15 protein-coding genes are annotated in these 18944 nt (G+C 42.2%); 8 read left to right on the top strand and 7 right to left on the bottom strand.

Annotated features, from left to right (window positions below):
* Positions 1–253: 253 nt before the first annotated feature.
* From E3K36_17175 to mobB, 7 genes are all read right to left on the bottom strand, one after another.
* Positions 254–937 (bottom strand): response regulator transcription factor, encoded by a 684-nt coding sequence (locus E3K36_17175; GenBank protein ID MCF6156922.1) that lies wholly within the window; start codon positions 935–937, stop codon positions 254–256.
* 195 nt (positions 938–1132) lie between these two features.
* Positions 1133–2434 (bottom strand): DUF4118 domain-containing protein, encoded by a 1302-nt coding sequence (locus tag E3K36_17180; GenBank protein MCF6156923.1) that lies wholly within the window; start codon positions 2432–2434, stop codon positions 1133–1135.
* A 39-nt stretch (positions 2435–2473) separates the two neighbouring features.
* A complete protein-coding gene (locus E3K36_17185; protein MCF6156924.1) occupies positions 2474–2653 on the bottom strand; it encodes a hypothetical protein in 180 nt (59 codons plus the stop codon).
* Positions 2654–2724: 71 nt separating this feature from the next.
* Entirely contained in the window at positions 2725–3138 is a 414-nt protein-coding gene (locus tag E3K36_17190) for a biopolymer transporter ExbD (GenBank protein MCF6156925.1), read from the bottom strand.
* A gap of 2 nt (positions 3139–3140) precedes the next feature.
* Positions 3141–3758, bottom strand: a complete 618-nt coding sequence (locus E3K36_17195) for a MotA/TolQ/ExbB proton channel family protein (protein MCF6156926.1) — start codon at positions 3756–3758, stop codon at positions 3141–3143.
* A 211-nt stretch (positions 3759–3969) separates the two neighbouring features.
* The gene (locus E3K36_17200; GenBank protein ID MCF6156927.1) at positions 3970–5475 is read right to left on the bottom strand and encodes an energy transducer TonB; all 1506 of its coding nucleotides are present in this window, start codon (positions 5473–5475) and stop codon (positions 3970–3972) included.
* A gap of 217 nt (positions 5476–5692) precedes the next feature.
* The gene (gene mobB / locus E3K36_17205) at positions 5693–6217 is read right to left on the bottom strand and encodes a molybdopterin-guanine dinucleotide biosynthesis protein B (protein MCF6156928.1); all 525 of its coding nucleotides are present in this window, start codon (positions 6215–6217) and stop codon (positions 5693–5695) included.
* A gap of 133 nt (positions 6218–6350) precedes the next feature.
* On the opposite strand from mobB, the gene E3K36_17210 reads away from it, so the two are divergent.
* The 8 genes from E3K36_17210 to E3K36_17245 all read left to right on the top strand — a co-directional run bounded on the left by E3K36_17210 (position 6351) and on the right by E3K36_17245 (position 18517).
* Positions 6351–6938, top strand: a complete 588-nt coding sequence (locus tag E3K36_17210) for a 4Fe-4S dicluster domain-containing protein (GenBank protein ID MCF6156929.1) — start codon at positions 6351–6353, stop codon at positions 6936–6938.
* 52 nt (positions 6939–6990) lie between these two features.
* Positions 6991–7953, top strand: coding sequence for an ATP-binding protein (locus tag E3K36_17215; protein ID MCF6156930.1), 963 nt, complete (start codon positions 6991–6993; stop codon positions 7951–7953).
* A 235-nt stretch (positions 7954–8188) separates the two neighbouring features.
* Positions 8189–11773 carry a PAS domain S-box protein gene (locus tag E3K36_17220; protein ID MCF6156931.1) on the top strand — a complete coding sequence of 1195 codons (3585 nt, stop codon included), beginning with the start codon at positions 8189–8191 and terminating at the stop codon, positions 11771–11773.
* A 15-nt stretch (positions 11774–11788) separates the two neighbouring features.
* Positions 11789–13171 (top strand): sigma-54-dependent Fis family transcriptional regulator, encoded by a 1383-nt coding sequence (locus E3K36_17225; protein MCF6156932.1) that lies wholly within the window; start codon positions 11789–11791, stop codon positions 13169–13171.
* Between the two features lie 120 nt (positions 13172–13291).
* The gene (moaA, locus tag E3K36_17230; GenBank protein MCF6156933.1) at positions 13292–14263 is read left to right on the top strand and encodes a GTP 3',8-cyclase MoaA; all 972 of its coding nucleotides are present in this window, start codon (positions 13292–13294) and stop codon (positions 14261–14263) included.
* A 667-nt stretch (positions 14264–14930) separates the two neighbouring features.
* Positions 14931–15308: a helix-turn-helix domain-containing protein gene (locus E3K36_17235; GenBank protein ID MCF6156934.1), complete on the top strand. Its 378-nt coding sequence runs from the start codon at positions 14931–14933 to the stop codon at positions 15306–15308.
* Between the two features lie 767 nt (positions 15309–16075).
* Positions 16076–17233 (top strand): RCC1 repeat- and reductase domain-containing protein, encoded by a 1158-nt coding sequence (locus E3K36_17240; GenBank protein ID MCF6156935.1) that lies wholly within the window; start codon positions 16076–16078, stop codon positions 17231–17233.
* 882 nt (positions 17234–18115) lie between these two features.
* Entirely contained in the window at positions 18116–18517 is a 402-nt protein-coding gene (locus E3K36_17245) for a hypothetical protein (protein MCF6156936.1), read from the top strand.
* Positions 18518–18944 lie beyond the last annotated feature (427 nt).

An 18944-nucleotide genomic window follows, 5' to 3' on the forward strand; every position in this document is an offset into this window, starting at 1 on the left:
TATCCTATTCAGTGGGATTTATTCCCCATTTTATAGGCTAAAAAGCGACAAAACGAGTACAAAAATGGTAATTTATAGTAGTTCTTACCCACTTTTGAAGCAAAAAAGTTCATTTGACCCAGTCTGTTTGCTTCATCCATCCTACAAAATTACAATATTGTCATTTTTTATATTGCTATTATAATAACTTCGCAGTTATCTTTCACTTTAAATTTTAACAATAGCCTTCATAAAAGTATGGGTATCACAAGGGCTACATATCGGTACACAGGCGGTAGCCCATGCACGGCTCGGTAAGAATATAGGTGGGTCTGTCGGGCTCGGGTTCTACTTTATTTCGCAAATTACTCACCGTCACCCTTAAGAGATGTAAGGCTTCTTCAATGTCTTCGGTTTTATCCCAAATTTCTTTTAAGATCTGCCCATGCGTCATAACCTTTCCCGCGTTTAAGACAAGAACTTTGAGAAGGTCATACTCTGTTGGCGTGAGATGAACAGGGCGACCGTTTACTTCCACACTGTGTTGCGCGAGATCTACCGATAGTTTTCCTACCGTAAATAACGATCTTTCGCTTTGAGGAAGTAGCCTTCTCATAACCGCCCGTATTCGTGCAAGCATTTCGCCGGCATGAAAAGGTTTGGTGAGATAATCATCCGCCCCCGCATCCAGGGCGGAGATCTTATCGGATTCATCTTCACGTACCGACAGGATAATAATAGGCGTTTTCGATCGTTCTCGTATCTGGCGGGTGATATCGATCCCGTCCATGTCTGGCAAACCCAAATCCAGAATAATCACGTCAGGATGTGAAGAAATAGCATATTTCAAAGCCTCTGCGCCGTTTGTAGCCTCGAACACATCATAGCCGTGGGAAACTAAGGCTGCTTTTAAGAAACGCCTGATTGTTTTTTCATCATCGACAATAAGGATTCGCATTTTTTGTAAGTTTTTTGAGAAGGTTAAAAATTGTAAGAGAAACTCAAATACCGAATATCGAACAAGGAATTTCGAATAATGAAGTAGGGGTGGAGCGCAATATTCATCTGCTTTTCCTTCGACATTCGTTATTCCTTGTTCGATATTTAACATTCTCTTTCATTTTGGTTACGGCGAAGTTGCTCTATAGGCCCTTTACGCCTCTTTTACCTCCAGGGATAGTATCACGGTGAATGTCGCTCCCTTGTCGGGATTATTCTCTGCAAAAATCTGTCCGCCGTGTGCCTCGACAATCCCCTTGCAGATGGAAAGCCCAAGCCCTGTCCCCGTAATCTGGCGTGGTTTCACGGCACGGTAAAACTTATCGAAAATACGCACCAAATCCTCTTCGGGGATTCCAAAGCCCTCGTCTTTTACTTCGATCTTCACTTTGTTTTCCAGAAGTTTTACCGTAATCTCAATCGGCGTATCCGGCGCGGAATATTTCATGGCGTTATCAATGAGATTTACAAATACCCGCATCATGAGGGTAAAATCCAAAAGAATTTCGGGTAAAACCGGGGGAATGTGCATCTGAATGTCTCTTTTTTCAAGCTTGTCCTTCAGCAGGTGCAGGGAAGCGCCAATCACGTCTCTTAATTCGCAGGGTTTGGTTTTCATTTTCAAAGCACCTGCCTCGATCCGCGTCGTATCAAGAAGATTGCCAACAAGCTGGTTCAGGTGGCCGGACTCATCGTAAGCCGTTTCCAAAAGCTCTTTGCGTGTTTCGGCGTCAATCGAGGAAAAGTCCTGTAAAAGACTGCTTAATGCCCCCATGATCGTTACCAGCGGCGTTCTCAGATCATGAGAGATGGAATTCAAAAGCGCCGCCTGGAGTTTTTCAGTTTCCCTTATAAGCTCCATCTGTCGGGAAATTTCGGTTAGTTTCGCCCGCTGAACCGCAATCGCCGCCTGACTTGCCAATGCGCCCAATAAATTACATTCTCTAGGGTCAAGACTTGCCTTATTGTCTTTAAAGAAAACTCCTAAAACACCACAGACCCCTTGCGATGTCTTTAATGGCATATAATGTGCTTTGGCAGCAGGTAAGATATCTGTACTCCATCCGGCCGGCTTGCCATTCCTAAAAACCCATGCAGCGATGGTATTTTCATGTTCATCAATAGGAAAACCAGTGTCAAAACTGCCTGGAGTAATCCGGTAGTCTGCCGCCAGAAAAACCGCAACACGGCAATCAAATATTCCTCCCACATTCGCTCGAATGGCGTGCAACACGGCCTCTAAGGAATCAGATGCGGCCAGATCTTTGCTCAAACAGTATAGCATTGCTGTCTGCTCTTCCCTCCCCCGCGCGTCCATGGCTTGTTGTCTGGTTTTTGACGCAAGGGCGCTGACCACTAATCCCACGGCTAAAAGTCCAATAAAGGTAAAAACATATTGAACGTCAGAAACCACAAATGTTAAACAGGACGTCACAAGAAAATAATCAAACGTCAAAACACCCAACACGGAGGTTGTGATTGCCGGGTATCTTCCCTACCAGACAGCAGTCATCACAACAATCAGGAGATAAAAAATGACAATATTTGCCGTCTCAATAGCTTCCCTTATGAGGCCCCCCAGAAAAGCCGTGATCGCAACAAGGGCTATGCTCATGAAATACGGGACAATTTTATTTTGTTTAGCCTTTGATTTTTTCATGATACATTTTCGCATTCTTAACCTCTACAAGAACTTATAGTAGACGACAAAAGAAGGTTGTTATTCCTGCGAAACGGGTGATGAGGTTAAGGCTGTTTTTCAGGTTCAAGAATAGTGGGGGCAACGATTCTCCTTAAACCTGCCCCTTTGGCTGCATCCATGATATCAACGACGGTGCCGTAAGATACATTTTTATCTGCCCGCAAGATAAGGGTCTTTTCGTCTTGCTTCGAAAAGGCATTCTTTAATACCGATACAAGATTTTTTCGCTCAACGGGTTCGTTCTGGAAGAATAGCTTTCCATCCCGGGAAATAGTTAAGACCCGCTCCTCGATTTTACCGGTAGATGCATATTTGGTTGAGGGGAGTTCCAGTTTGATATTCGGCTGTTCTATAAAGCTGGATGTAACCAGAAAAAACAAGAGTATCAGGAACAGCATATCTACCATAGGGGTAAGGTTTATGATAGATTTTGTAAGACGTTTTTCACGGAATCGCATAGTTATTTTTTATCAGAATCTTGAGCAGGATAGAGTTTATTAAGGATATGTATAGAGTATTCTTCCATTTCCAGGACAAAGGTATCCACCTTTTTATCGAAATAGCTATAGGCAACCAGTGACGGGATTGCAATGAAGAGTCCAAATACGGTTGTTCGAATCGCTTCTGCCAGACCTGCCGAAAATGCCTTGGCCTGTCCGAGTCCCAGTTCGGAAATAATCCCGAAGATATCCTCTAACCCCAATACCGTTCCAAGTAATCCTAATAAGGGGGCTACAGCTGTAATGACTTCTAATACCAAAAGTCTCTTTTCGAGCGACTTGGTTTCCTGTCGTCCAGCAGCCTGTATATCAATAAATTTTTCCTCCCGTGTGAGATGGTTATTGGTGAGGATCCGCCTCAACAGATTAGAAAAAGGACCAGAAATCACCTCGCATCTGGAGATTGCAAAGGGTATATCTTTTTGACTGCGTATTGCCTCTATGGTCTGGATGATCTCCGGTTTTAAGACTTTGTCCCTGCGCAAATTTATTGCCCTTTCAATGATCACCGCAAGGGCTAAAACGGAACAAACGAAAAGTGGTATCATGATGGGACCACCACCTATGAGCCATTCCAAGGTATTATCTCCTCCTGTTTATAAAAATAATATTGTTAAAACTGAACCACAAATTTCAAGTTAGTCCCCCTTAGGAAAGGGGGAAACAGGGGGTTGTTTTTTTCCCTAGCTATTTTACAACCCCCTTGATCCCCCTTTCCTAAGGGGGATTTTTATGCTTCATACCATCTGAAAAACCGCATAAATAAAATAAAAATCCTATACAATTAAATTAGAAAAAATAGAAATTAAACCTCACATCGATTGATGGCTCCTTGATATTGGATGGGAAAGGATTCAACGGTGCTGCATTTTTGATCGAGGATATAAGCCGTGATGCAAGATTAAAATTTCCCGCATCATCCACAATCTTTACTCCATCAATAGAACCATCAGGCAATACCTTAAATTCTACAATGATTGGTTTGTCATCTCTGGTTTCAAGCTTTATCTCAGCACGGGTTCCATACCCAAGGAACCAATACAGGGATATCCTGTCCCTGATATGCTTAAAGTAATCGGCATATTCATGTTTTTTGACATTAAAAGACGGCGCACCCGGGATTACTGCATTTGATATCGTGTCCTCAAAAAGTACCGGGTCATTGCTTGTCCCCTCAGTTTTTGCATTAACATTAAAAGAGATCTTGGGTTTTCTCAGTTCGCCAGGTCTTTCTTGCTCATCCAATCCCCTTTCGAGCCTGCGCTGAGTTTCAACGCCCGGCAATTCTGGTGAAGGCGCCGGAGGTATTTCAGACTGAAAAATTGCAGTATTCTTTGTTTCTTTCGACTTATTAAGATCTTTTGCCTCTGCATCCGCATTTTCTAAAGCTTCGTGTTCCTTAAGAGACGATTGTTCTTTGAGAGGCGCTAATGATTCTTCTTCTGTTTCAGTGTCCTTGTTTACTTCATCCTGTTTATCAGTAAATAATACCCCCTCACTATAAGGCAGTGGTGCTTCTTCTTCTCTGATAGTATACCCAATGGTGAGCCGTTCTCTTTTCGATGATTGTGCGGTATTTTCTGCTTCTATCGTTTTGTCCAGTTTGATTGTCTTTACCTCTGTTGCATTCATCTTTTTTTCTTCAGAAGGAGCCTGGAATGGTTCCTTATGTAAGGGTTTTACAGGAGGAATCTCTTGCTTCTCCAGTCCTTTGGGCAGATTGGCATAGCGGGGAGGAGTGTTTTTATCATGGGTACTATCCTCAGGAATAATTGCCTGTGCCATAACTTCCTGTTCCTGTTGCTGCTGTCGGTTCTCATAAGGGGCGCCAGCCTTCCCCTTGCCCAAAAACGGTGCTTTAGAATGCCCTTCAGCATGGGGTTCATTATTGACCGGTTGCTTGTCGTCAGGAAAATTATCCTTTGCTATAGACCCTTTTTCACCGATCTTATCCGTTTCGACGTTTGCTTCCTCGTCTTTAGTATTCTCGGAAGTGTCGGTAAACATTTTCTGCTTCTTTTTTTCAGCATCTTCGTCTTTCTCTGGCTTGCTTTCATTTTGTTCGGTATTTGAATCTGAACTATTTTCTATCCGGGTTTCGGCATTTTCAAGTTCCAGGGTAACTGCATATTCGCTTGGTTCACGGATAAAACTGTCTCGAAGTGACCTTAAACTGAGAATCTGACCTGCCTGTGGAGACATGAATATGAGGATAGCGTGTATAGCCAGGGATGCAACAATAAGAAGTGAAAACAGGTTTTTTTGGAAAAATTCTGGACGTATCTTAATGAACATAATTTTGTGTTAAGTATTTGGAGGAGGTGCTTTAAATTCATGTCTAGTTGGATATTATGTCAAATGATAAAAACTAATATTGATTCCCGGTCAATGAGAAAAGTGTACCGCATGTGTATGTTGTTGTCAATGACATTCTCGTAATAGGATTCAGGCACGAAATTTTTGGATGTGTGTGTTCTTTTGTATCCCATTGCAGATGTTGTTCTGCATGTTTTTAGGCACAACTTTCAGCAGAACTTTTTTTCAGCCTCGATAACAGAAAATCAACGATAGAAGAAGCTTTGTCATCGATATGAAAAAAGGGTATATTGATTTCAGGTTTCTTGTCGCCAATGACAGCCATTAAGTTCAGGTCATTCTTACATACCAACGCAGTGCTGATTTCTGAACGCAAGACTTCAATCTTCGGAATAGCCTGGGTCTTGTAGCCCTCTGCAAGGATAATGTCCATATCTTGTAAATAGGTGTTTACAATTTCTGGTAGAGGAAGTTCTTCAGACACGACGCGTATGACTCCCGTCATCTTTTGTGAAGCCACAACAACTGCATCGGCCCCAGCCCTGGTGTGCAGCCAGCTATCCTTTCCTTCCTGATCTAGTTCGAAACTATGATGGCTGTGTTTAATGGTGGCGACCTTAAAACGCCTGGATTTCAATTCCCGAACGAGCTTTACAATAAGGGTGGTCTTGCCACTGTTAGATTTACCCACAATGGAGATTGTTGGTACTTTTAATTGCATAAATAATAATTATAAAAGATACATTTCAGAAATAAAAAAGAATTTTTCAACTTTTCGAAGCATAAATGTGGTCGTGATTTAACCTTGACAAATCAACTATTATTAAATTAAAATTTTGCGTAGGGGTGTTTTTATGGATAATACGGAAAAAATATTGGACAGACGGCAACTTTTTAAAGACTTGTTCGCCTTCATGGGAAACAAAGTTGCAGATTATGCCAGTAAAAAAGTTGACCGCATAATGCCCAAGGGTGATTACTTGCGCCCTCCAGGCGCTGTTGAAGAGGCCGAATTTCTTTCCTTGTGTACCCGCTGTGATGAGTGTATCAAGGTATGTCCTGCGAAAGCAATCAAGAAGTACCACGGGTTGATGGATGTGGCTGTAGGCACTCCTGTTATTATGCCCAGGGAAAATCCCTGTGTATTATGCAACGGGTTGTTGTGTATTGCTGCCTGTAAAGAAGGGGCTTTAAAGCCCGTTGAGCATGTAGATAAAGTTCAGATGGGTATTGCCAGGATTAATCAGTCGCGATGCCTTGCATGGGGTGGGCAGGATTGTCAACTGTGTTATATAAAATGTCCTTTGCGTGGTGATGCACTTTATCAGGAGGACGGCAAGCCCGTGATTAGTGAAGAGAAATGTGTCGGCTGCGGAGTTTGTGAATACGCCTGTTATACGATAAATAACACTTGTGCGATTAAGATTGTATCTAAAAGGTAGTTTTAATTTAAGGATGTAAAATGGGGAGCATAAGTTTATGAAAGGGGATGTGATGTCAGACTGTAAGATTCCGTTTACCTGTGAGCTTTGTGAGAAACAGTTATCGTGTCAATTGGACCAGATAGAGCACAACAAGTGGGCAATAGCCCAACGTATGAAAGACATTAAATATAAAATCGTTGTGATGAGCAATAAAGGTGGGGTGGGTAAGAGCACGGTAACAACAAACCTCGGTGTTGCATTAGCCCGAAAGGGCTATAAGGTCGGAATAGCTGATGCAGATATCCACGGCCCCAACATCCCCATAATGTTAGGTGTGGAGGGAAAAAGGCTCAAGGGCAGCAGTGGTGGCGTGCTGCCGCTGGAAGTATTACCAAATTTAAAGGTGGCATCACTTTCCTTTTTGATTGAAGACCCGTCAATGCCGGTCATCTGGAGGGATTCTGCAAAATGGGATTTTCTCTGCGAGTTGATGGGAAGCGTGTGCTGGGGAGATTTGGATTTTCTCTTGGTGGATTTACCACCGGGGACTGGAAATGAGGCAATTTCTATTATTGAGCTTATCGGGAAGGTGGACGGTTCTGTGATCGTTACAACACCTCAGGATGTGGTACTGCTGGATGTAAGGAAGGCTGTTGTTTTCTCACGGGATAGCAATGTGCCAATTATTGGGATTGTTGAAAATATGAGCGGCCTGGTTTGCCCCCATTGTAATACACAGATTGATGTGTTTAAAACGGGCGGAGGGGAGAAGGTTTGTGGAGAATTGGGCGTAGCGTTTCTTGGTAAGATACCGTTGGATCCCGGGATTACGGAAAAATGCGATAATGGCGAGGCATTTGTAGCTGCCTATCCCAATTCAGAGGCGGCAAAGGCTTTTGGTGAAATAGTCAAGAAATGTGAAGTATTTGTCAGGACTCGCAAAGACGAACTCGATAAAATTACAGAATATAGGGAAGTACCTTTTCTCGGTAAGGTTCCGGTAGACCCTGATTTTGTTGAAAAAATCAAGTAACGACGTGATGATTGAGCAAATTCAGACGAATTTGCAATACTGATAAAAAACGAGAAAATGGTTTGCTTAATACTATTTTCTATCGAATGTGCTTCCTTATCAATTCCTGAACATTAATTTCCTTTTTTGATACTACCCTTCTTTTCCTTTTCGGAGTATCCTTCCCAAAAATTATTTGACAATGTATTTGGGAACAATCAATGAATTACTAATTCCCTCGCAGTAAGGTAGCGCAATGTTTCGTTCAATCAAGAACAAATTAATTTTTCTCTTTCTGGTCGCTGTCCTTACGCCATTATTGGTAATGCGACTTATTGCATATCCTTCCGCACAAAAAGCCATCCAGAAAACGACGATTAGCAATTTGCAATTGATCGGTTCCAAAAAAGTATCCCAAGTAAAAGAATGGTTAAATAAATTGAAAAGCGATGCAGAACGCATCGCCCATAATCCGTTTGTAGTGAGTGCAGTGAATTTGACAAAAACGGATACTGATACCATTTCTCGGTTTCTTTCCCACATACCATTGCAACCGGGTTTTCACAGGTTTATGATTAGTGACATGTCTGGCAATGTCAGACTGTCCACGGATGACAAACTGATAGGGTTAAACGTTGGTGATGTTGAAGGCTTCAATCAGGCTGCGGAAGGCAAGACCTGTGTTTCAGACATCGTATCCTCTGTTTTCTATGATTTGAGTGACTTCGGGAACAGGTCAGAAGGATTGCCTATCATGTACATCTCTGTACCTGTAAGAAATAAGGACGGACCGGTGACAGGGGTCATAATGTTTCAGGCCGATCTGTCAGTTCTTAATAAGGAAATACAGGAGATGCGGTATGGGGATAGTTGTGATACTTATGCGATCAATAAATATGGCCAGATGATTACAGAATCCAGGTTTGCCGATCAATTAAAACATATTGGGTTAATCAAGAAGAGAACAACACTGGAATTGACGGTTGTTGTGCCACAAACCAGGCAATTTACCAAAAGCGTAATTTCCTGTTTAGAGGGTGTTGATGGGTTTGATGTGAATGGCTATACGAACTACCTGGGCGAAAAAGTGATAGGGGTATGGTATCGGATACCTGAACTGAAATGGGGTGTCATTACAGAAGCGAGAGCCAGCGAAGTATCTTTAGCCATGAATAATTTAAAGAATCCTGTCTTAAAAATTCTTTCTTACTTGACTATTGCAGGAGTGGTTTTGGCGGTTGCCGGGATTACATTTGCGTTGGTAATTGGGCAGAAGATTGCCAATCCTATTATGGAATTGATAACGGCTACCCGGAAGATGTCAGCAGGGGATTTGTCCCAACGGGTTATGATAAAGACTGAGGATGAAGTCCGTGAGTTGGGGGATGCATTCAATGTCATGGCTGAATCTGTGCAGGAGAAGACAGCGAAACTGCAAGAAACATCAAATTTTTTAAATAGCATTCTGGTAAGTTCTACCGAGCATTCAATCATAGCGGCTGATCTTGACGGGAATATCCTGGCCTTTAATGAAGGCGCAAAAAGGATGTTTGGGTATGAGCCGGAAGAATTGGTTCAAAAATCAAGTATACAACTATTGTATACAAAAGGAGATGTTGAATCAGGGAAGGTAAGAAGGATGTTAGAGACAACGCTGATTACTGGCAGGTATAAAAGCGAAATGCAATTGGTGCGTAAAAATGGAGAGGTGTTTACCGGATATAGTACATTTACTACGCGACAATCTACCGGTGGGAAACCAATTGGTTTTGTGATGATTGCAAGGGATATTACGGAACAAAAATTATTAGAGCAGGAACTTCATAGTTATACGGTACAACTGGAAAAGATTGTTGAAGAGAGGACGCGGAAACTGAGGGTATCAGAAGAGAAATACAGACGTCTCTTTGAGACAAGTAAAGACGTCGTATTCTTCTGCGATACGGAATGCCAGTTTGCAGACATTAATCAAGCCGGTGTGGACTTATTTGGATATGAGTCAAAAAATGAGATCCTGAAATTGAACCTGGTTCAGCACTTGTTCTTCAGCCAGGCAGAGGGTAAGGCGATTAAGGAAATGGTATGCAAAAACGGTTTTATCAAGGATTATGAGGTAGAATTAAAAAAGAAAGATGGTATCAGGGTGCCCTGCCTGATGACGAGTAATCTCAGACGTGATGAACGGAATAACATTATTGGCTACGAGGGGATTATCATCGATCTAACCGAAAGGAAGAAGCTGGAGCAAGAGAAAGATATCATGAATAACATCAACAAGATTCTCGCTTCAAACCTTGACATTCGGGAAGTGTATAAATCTTTCAGCGAAGAACTGAACAAGGTCATCGATTTTGACCGTATGAGCATTACTCTTCTTGATGAAAAAAGGGAAGAGCTTTTGATTTTTGCTGTTTCGAAAGATTACCGTGGTTCCAGATTGGAAGAGGGTATGCATTATTCTAAATATGGAACACTGGCCGGGAAAGTTGTGGAAGATGGTGAAGTTTACATGGTTAGTGATACGTCACGGGGACGTTTTTCCACAGATCCGATTTTGTTTAAAGAGGGGATCAAATCACGTCTGTCGTTTCCTCTGATATGCAAGGGTGAGATCATTGGAAGTCTTAACTTCGGAAGTAAAAATGTTCATAATTATTCAGAAAACCATGTGGATATTATTAATAAGATTGCTCCGCAACTCGCCATTGCAATTGACAACACATGTCTTTTTGATAAAATTAAGGAGTCTGAGGAAAAGTACAGGAATCTCGTTGAGGATATCGAAGATGTAATATTCAGGCTGGACAAAAAAGGGCGATATTTGTTTCTCAACAGTGCATTGAAGAATGTAACGGGATATGATCCCCAGGAATTTTATGAAAACCCTTCCATTGCCATGGGAATGATCCATAAGCACGATGGTGAATTAGTCAGGGAAACAACGCGAAAGGTGCTTACCGGAGAATTAAAAGCATCAAAAGATTTAGAGTATAGAATCTATTGTAAGAATGGTGAGGAGTTATGGGTCTCTCAGAATACCTATCCAATCAAAAATAAAAAAGGAACTATTATAGGCATTGAGGGGATTATGCGGGACATAACGGACAGCAAGAGAATCGAAGAACAGATAAGGCGCTCCGAACGGTTGGCCTCAATAGGTGAGTTAGCAGCCTCGATTGCCCACGAAATCCGTAACCCTCTGGGTGCCATATCGAATTCAGTCGGTATGTTGAAAAGAGACTTATTTTTAAAGGATGACGATCAAAAGTTATTTGAGATGGTTGTGGAGGAAACTGACCGGCTCAATAGTATTATTACCAACTTCCTCACCTTTGCACATCCTGCCGAGTATCATTTCATCAAGAGTGATATTCTTGAGATTATCGACGAAACACTGTTTTTGTTAGAGCAGGATGCACGGTTTCATGAAGAAATCAAGATTGTAAAAATTTATGAGAATGATATTCCCAGGATTCATGTAGATCGGAATTGGATCAGGAAGGTATTTTGGAATTTACTGGTAAATTCGATTGATGCGATGCCACGAGGCGGAAAAATCTTCATCCGTGTGAGAATGCCGAAGGTTCCTGATAATAACGGGATAGAAATCGTGATCGCAGATACAGGTATGGGAATTCCGCCTGAGATTATCAGAAAGATATTTGAGCCCTTTTTTACTACAAAAAAATCAAAAGGCACCGGATTAGGACTTTCCATTGTGCATCGTATCGTAGACAACCATGGTGGTGTAATAGATGTGAAGAGTAAGCAAAACAAAGGGACCATATTTACGATTAGATTGCCGGTAAAAAGTAAACAAATTAAGACCATTCCAGTATAAATTTCCATAAAGCGTATGTTCCATATTCTGGTTGTTGAAGATCAAAAAAATATGCGAGAATCTCTCGTGATAGCTTTTAAGAGGGCCGGCTATAATGTCGATAGTGTTGAAAACGGAGAAAAGGCTGTAGAATTTCAAAAAAACCATGTCTATGATTTGGTGGTCGTGGATCTTAAAATGGAAGCCATGGACGGTCTGGAGGTGCTGTCGATCATTAAACGTATCACTCCGTCGACAGAGGTTGTTGTCATGACTGCTTTTGGTACGATTGACAGTGCAATTCAGGCGATGAGGAATGGTGCCTACGATTACGTTACCAAGCCTTTTCAGCTTTCTGATATACTTTCCGTGGTTGAACGGGCATTAGAAAAGAAACGCTTGTCAGACAAGGTCAATAACCTTCAAAAAGGAGTTAAGGAAAAGTATAAATTTGAGGGTGTTATTGGCAATTCCCCTGTAATGATGCGTCTCCTGAATATCCTTGTGGAACTGACAAACAGTGAAAGTACCGTACTGATTACCGGAGAAAGCGGGACGGGCAAGGAGTTAATCGCGCGTGCCATCCATAGCAATAGTCTCAGGGCTGATAAACCATTTGTTGTGGTAAATTGTGGGGCATTGCCGGAGAACTTGCAAGAGAGCGAATTGTTTGGGCACGTCCTGGGTTCGTTCACGGGAGCAGTAAAAGATAAAAAAGGTATCTTTTTAGAGGCGCAGGGCGGCACCTTGTTTTTAGATGAGATTGGCGAGACATCACCTTCGACCCAGGTCAAACTCCTTCGATTCCTGCAAAATGGCGAGATACGGAAGGTTGGTGATAATAAGCCAATTTACCTGGATATCCGGATTATTGTCGCGACAAACAAAGACCTTGAAGAGGCTACCAAAAATGGGTCCTTTCGAAAAGATTTATTTTACCGGCTCAATGTGATCAGGATTCATTTGCCGCCACTCAGAGAAAGGAAAGAAGACCTTCCACTTTTAATCAACTACTTCGTAAATATGTACTCGAACAAGCTGAAAAAGAGACCACCGGAAATATCCGGAGACGCAATGACACTGCTTTTGAATTACCCGTGGCCCGGGAATGTCCGGGAATTGGAAAATGTAATTGAGAGGGCTGTTACGCTTGCGAAGGGTAGCCACATAACCATTGCTGACCTGGCGTTGCAAAGTGCGTCATCAGCGGATACCATAAACGTCATGATTGAGATGGGTGGTATTCGGGCTGCCCTGGCGCAGGAGGAGAGAAAAACAATTATTGAATCCCTGCGGAAACATGCCGGGAATCGAAAACAAGCTGCAAGCAATCTGGGAATTTCTACGACAACCTTATGGAGAAAGATGAAGGAATACCAGATAGTATCAAAGACAAGTTACAATACGGAAAATTCATAACCCTGCACAGCCAAATCCAAAAAGAGTTACCTGGTACTGAATAACAGAAACTATCGGTTGTTTTTTTGGCAAATTCGAAATAAAAGAGGTTTTGCAAGGGAATACTATAAAGATCAGATCATGAGCATTATAGATAAATATTTGAGAAGGATAAACCGATTAAGGATATCGGTAACAGACCTCTGTAATCTTCGATGCGTTTATTGCAGACCCGAGGGCGGATTGGATCTCTCGAAGCATAAGGATATTCTGACATATGAGGAGATCATAACCGTGGTGCGGCATGCCGTAAAGTTGGGGATCAAGAGTTTTCGCCTGACAGGCGGGGAACCGCTTTTCAGGAAAAATATTGACTACTTACTTCGAATGCTCGGAAATGTTCAGGGTATCGAAGATCTGGCCATAACGACAAATGGTATTTATCTGAAAAACTATGCAAAGGTACTAAAGGAAATCGGGTTATTCAGATTAAACATCAGCCTCGACAGTCTGGATGACACAAAGTTTGAAGAGATCACCAGGGGTGGGAAGCTAAAAGACGTCCTGGACGGAATTGAGGACGTTCTTCATTTGGGATTTAAAAACACAAAGATTAACGTGGTTGCCATGAAGGGAATTAATGACGACGAATTCGAAGAGTTTGCGAAGCTCACGTTGGAACGGGATCTTGAAGTACGCTTTATTGAATATATGGCAATGAATAAAGAAAGTCTGGCCTCTGAGGACAAGTATATTCCAATGGCCGATATTATCGATATCATCGGAAAAGATAACGAACTCGTAGCGCTTCCGCCTCCCATGCTCGGCAGCGGTGCTGCAAAAACATATAAGATCAAGGGCGCTATGGGAACATTGGGATTTGTATCAGCGGTGAGTCAGCCCTTTTGCAATTCGTGTAACCGTCTCCGCTTGACCTCAGACGGGAAGCTTCGCTCTTGCTTATTGTCTGGTGGTGAGATTGACTTAAAGGCCATTCTGCGAAACAATCCTACCGAAGAACAACTTACCGAAGCCTTTCTCCGCGCTGCAAACCTGAAACCTTCTGTGCATTCCGGCAAGGGGCACGTCGTGATGCACCAAGTGGGGGGATGAATAGTATCTTCCAAAAAGATTTTGACATTCCCTGCTCAAAACATACAGGGACAAGTTTTGGCAAAAAATCAGCGGAAGAAAACTTATTATAATGCAGGAGATTTCGAAACAAGTTCGGAATGACAAAAGCGGAAAATGTCATGCTGAATCCTGATTTTTATCAGGACAAGCTTATTTCAGCATCTCCTATCAGAAAATACTCTTCCGACTCGTTCGGGTTAGGTTTTTCCCCAACCATTGTTGCAGTACTAAAACCCTCATCCATTTCCTCTTAAGTTCATTCGAAAATATTTCATTTGCCGCTTCCATAAAAAGCATAGGTTTTGTCATTCAGCCATATGCGGGGAATTCCGATACAACAACTCCTTAATCAAAAGAATGCGCAGTAATTCTATAATATGTATCGTAAACGTCACAAATAAGTTAACATGCCGTTCTTTTTGTGTCATTTCCACTGGATTCCTGCTTTTGCAGGAATGACAGCTTCCCCTTTTTGTTTACTATACGGTTCTTTCGGCTCTAGGTAATTTGCATATGCAAATTATTTGACTTGCATAATATTTATTTTATGGTATATTCATAGCACTGCTAAAGAACCCCCTCTTTTTCCTCCCTTCGCAAGGGGGAACACAGGGGGGTGTTAAAAAACTGGCTAAAGAGAAATAAGATGATTAGTTCAAAAGAAATAAGAGAACTCCGTGAAAAGATGGGGGCAACTCAGGCTGAATTTGCGAAAGCCCTGGGGGTGAGCTTTTCAACCGTGAGCAGGTGGGAAAGCGACAAGGCACAGCCCGACGATACGCAGGAAGAACAGATGATTGCACTGAAGCAATTGATCGAAAATAAAGAGGTTGCCATTGACGTCAAAAAACTGAAAAAGATGCTCGCCCTGATGGGCATTGGCGGGGTGATCGCCATTGCAATAGCCGCCGGATTATCGATCTCCAACCCGTTGGGCGCAGCCATATCTTCCCTGGTAAAAGGCTCTGCAAAAGGGAAACTCCTGGATTTGTTTAAAAAAAACAAGAAACATGCCGGTAAATAATTTTGAGTTAGAAGACAATATGTTAATGAGGGATAGATATGAAATCAGTCAATAAATTAAAAAAAACCGAAACATCTTATTCACTATGGGAAGAATGCTATTGGATACAAAAAGGAGTAGATATTAATGCACAAAGACTTCGACGAGTTCTTAAGATTGTTAAATTATCACAAAGTTAGATATATGATAACATTTTAGTTTTTTGAAAAATTCCAATAATCCCGAAGGGATGAAATGATTATAGAAATTATACGAAAAACCCATAATTAACCCCGAAGGGGTGATATAATTTTATCTTTTATGAAACATTCTGATCGTGGTGATTATGTCATCCCTTCGGGATTGGGCGTGGTTTTACCGTGTTTCCTATAATCATATTACCCCTTCGGCGTTTTCTTTTTTTCTGGAATTTTTCAAAAAACTAAAGTATTACGATATGTGATATCGATGTTACGTCTTTAAGTGTTCATTTAATACCAAGAGCCACCAAAGATTTGGATATTCTCATAGAAGCATCCAAAAATAATGCAATTGATACCTTGTAAAAAATATTTTGACCTTTTCAGCAAAAATATTTTTGTAGTGGCAAGGCGCGCCTTGCCACTACGGTCTTTTCCGACTCGTTCGGATTAGGGTAATGGAAGCGCTCCGGGAATTTGGATTTAATTCAAATAAAAAAGCAACAGGAAGAGAGCAGGACTTGCTGGATGTAAAGAAATTAGAAAAGCTAAAAGGGTGATTCAAAAGATTCCTATACCATCAGGTTTATGAAAAAAGGAGCGACGCGCTTGCAGTATTTCACCATCTTCATTTTTCCCATACTCTTATTCATTTCCGTTAATCTCCAGGCATCACCACTGATGATTTCCGGGGGAGGCTATCACAGCCTTGCCCTGAAATCAGACGGTACAGTCTGGTCGTGGGGACGAAATAATTTCGGACAACTGGGAAACGGGAAACACTCCAAAAAGAACGTACCCGTATTAGTAAAAGGGCTTGAAGACGTGATCGCCATTTCTGCTGGAACATGGCATAGCATGGCGCTAAAATCCGATGGCACCGTATGGACATGGGGGCTCAACAATTACGGACAGCTCGGCGACGGAACCTTTAGAAACCGGAAAACACCGGTGCAGGTAAAAGATTTAACAGACGTCGTCGCAATTGCAGGCGGTTACCAGCACAGTTTGGCTTTAAAATCAGATGGCACCGTGTGGGCATGGGGTAGTAACTGGAGCGGACAGCTTGGGAATGAAACCATCGTGGGCGCCTCAGAAATACCGGTTCAGGTAAACAGCCTCTCAAATATTTCGGCAATTGCCTGCGGCGGAGACCATAGCCTTGCCATACGATCATCAGACGGCACCATCTGGGCATGGGGCAATAATTTTTATGGACAACTGGGAAACGGGTCGAGCACAGACACTACCACACCAGTGTTAGTTAATGGACTGAGCAACGTATCAAACGTAAATGGAGGGTATATCCACAGCATTGCATTGGTATCGGACGGAACCGTATGGACATGGGGAAACAATCGGTACGGTCAACTGGGAGACGGGTCAACACTGGAAGAAAGACGCGCCCCGGTACAGGCAATGAATATCGATACCATAACCAGCATATCTGCCCGGGGATGGCACAACCTTGCCTTAAATTCGGAGGGAAAGGTATTTTCGTGGGGAGATAATTCCAACGGACAATTGGGAGACGGGACACGTTCCGAACGGAATATCCCTGTTAAGGTTAAAGAATTAGAAGACATTACCGATATTAGTACAGGCTGGCAGCATAGCCTTGCCTTAAAATCAGACGGAACAGTTTGGGCCTGGGGAGATAATAAATTCGGGCAGTTGGGAGATGGGACTTTTAAAGACAGAAAGACGCCGGTACAAGTGAAAAATTTTACAGTAAAGTATGATTAAATCAAAAAGACAATGACAATGAATTAACTCAATGTAGAGCGACGAGCCTCGTCGCTCTACAACCGCAGCTTTGAAATCTCTTATCAGTAAAATAGTCCTTCGGAGACTCTTTGGGAACACACGGGTAGGAGCCATCTTTTGACGGCGATTTGGCAATTCACAGCGGATTGCAAATACCACAAGTCGGAGGGGGAATTTGAGGTTTTGCGATAACATCGGAAGGGTATGCGTCCTCGCCTGGTATCCTGATGACAAGCGGGGACGCTTATCCTACCAATGGACCGGGTGGCACGGACAAACAGGTTTGTCCGTGCTTGTTTGAATGCATCCATGGATTTGGAATAGAAAACACAGACAAACAGAGTTTGTCTGTGCCACCTCCAAACTGGTCTAAATGAAAAACAAGAGAAGAAATTTCGATGGGGCTTGAAATTTTATTATCGGAATATTCCCGATACAACACAACCGTAACCACCCCCCTAGAAAAGGGTGTGGAGGTATAGATGTTAAGTTAAGCGATTTGAGGTGCATGGACAAGCCGTGTTTGTCAGTGCCCGCTTGTGACTCACCAGGGTATGAAAATTGCCGGAGATGTTGCAATCCATTGTCCCCCGCTGGCGGGGGATTAAGGGGATGGAATGGCATGAGTGAAAATTCCGGTAGTTTTATAACCTGAATATCCAGACGTTTGTTTAGACAGTTACTCTGCAATGATTGGTGAACCATTGCCGTAAGGTTCAAGATGAAAACTTGTATTCATGATAAAGGGAAGTTGAAGTGGGGAAGAAGCCCAATCCACCCCCTGCACCCCCGCCAGCGGGGGACATGAAGGATTCAATACAAAGAAGAGATTAACAGTGATTATTGAGAAGAATCATTGATATGAACAAAATGTATCTGTTCACCGTAACATTATTCCTTTCAACCTGCCATATGAATACAATTCTTGCCCGGAGCGGTTTCGAGCCGGTAATCAATGGCGTCGTAAACGATGCAATTAATAACGCTGTATCAAAAGAGCAAGTGGACAAAATATCCAATACCATGTCTAAGGCAGCCGACGTGTATTATTCCGCAAAATCATCTGCCATAGAGACCCAAATGCTTTTAAGCGGTACAGCTACTCAGCAAACGAAACGAACCCAGGAAATTTTACAAACCCAAAAAACTCAGGAAACACGAGAGGCACAAAAAACAGCAACGCATAGTAAGATACTGTACATTTTAAAAAAGATTGAGGCTGCATTTCTGGATGCATCGTTAAACAGCAACAACCATCAATAGGAGACTAATTATGTCATGGCTCAATGTGCGTGGAAATTATATCACTGCGTAAAGTGTAGTGAGGAGATTACGGGATTTCTGAATTCCTGTAATCCTTCAAATCAGATTGAAATAGATGAGGATGAGTGGATAGGAAAATTGAAAAACAGACTGGAAGCATTGCCGTTTTAAACTTCAAAGAGCAGGATGGGTCAAGCGAAGCGGACCCATCAAAACCAGCTAAGGAAGGCAGGAATGACAGGAAAGAAAAAAGGGCATATACTCAATATACTCACAAAATGTGAATTGTATAGTGTGGCGCGGACAAACAAACAGACTGTGCCAAATGAAACTGTTCTTTGACAAAAAAGTTTGAAAAAGAAACCCTAGCAGGCACTATTTTTCAAAAGCGAGTTGTTTCAAGCTGAAATAATATGATAAGTGACTA

Source organism: Candidatus Brocadia sp. (assembly GCA_021646415.1).
Classification (GTDB): domain Bacteria; phylum Planctomycetota; class Brocadiia; order Brocadiales; family Brocadiaceae; genus Brocadia.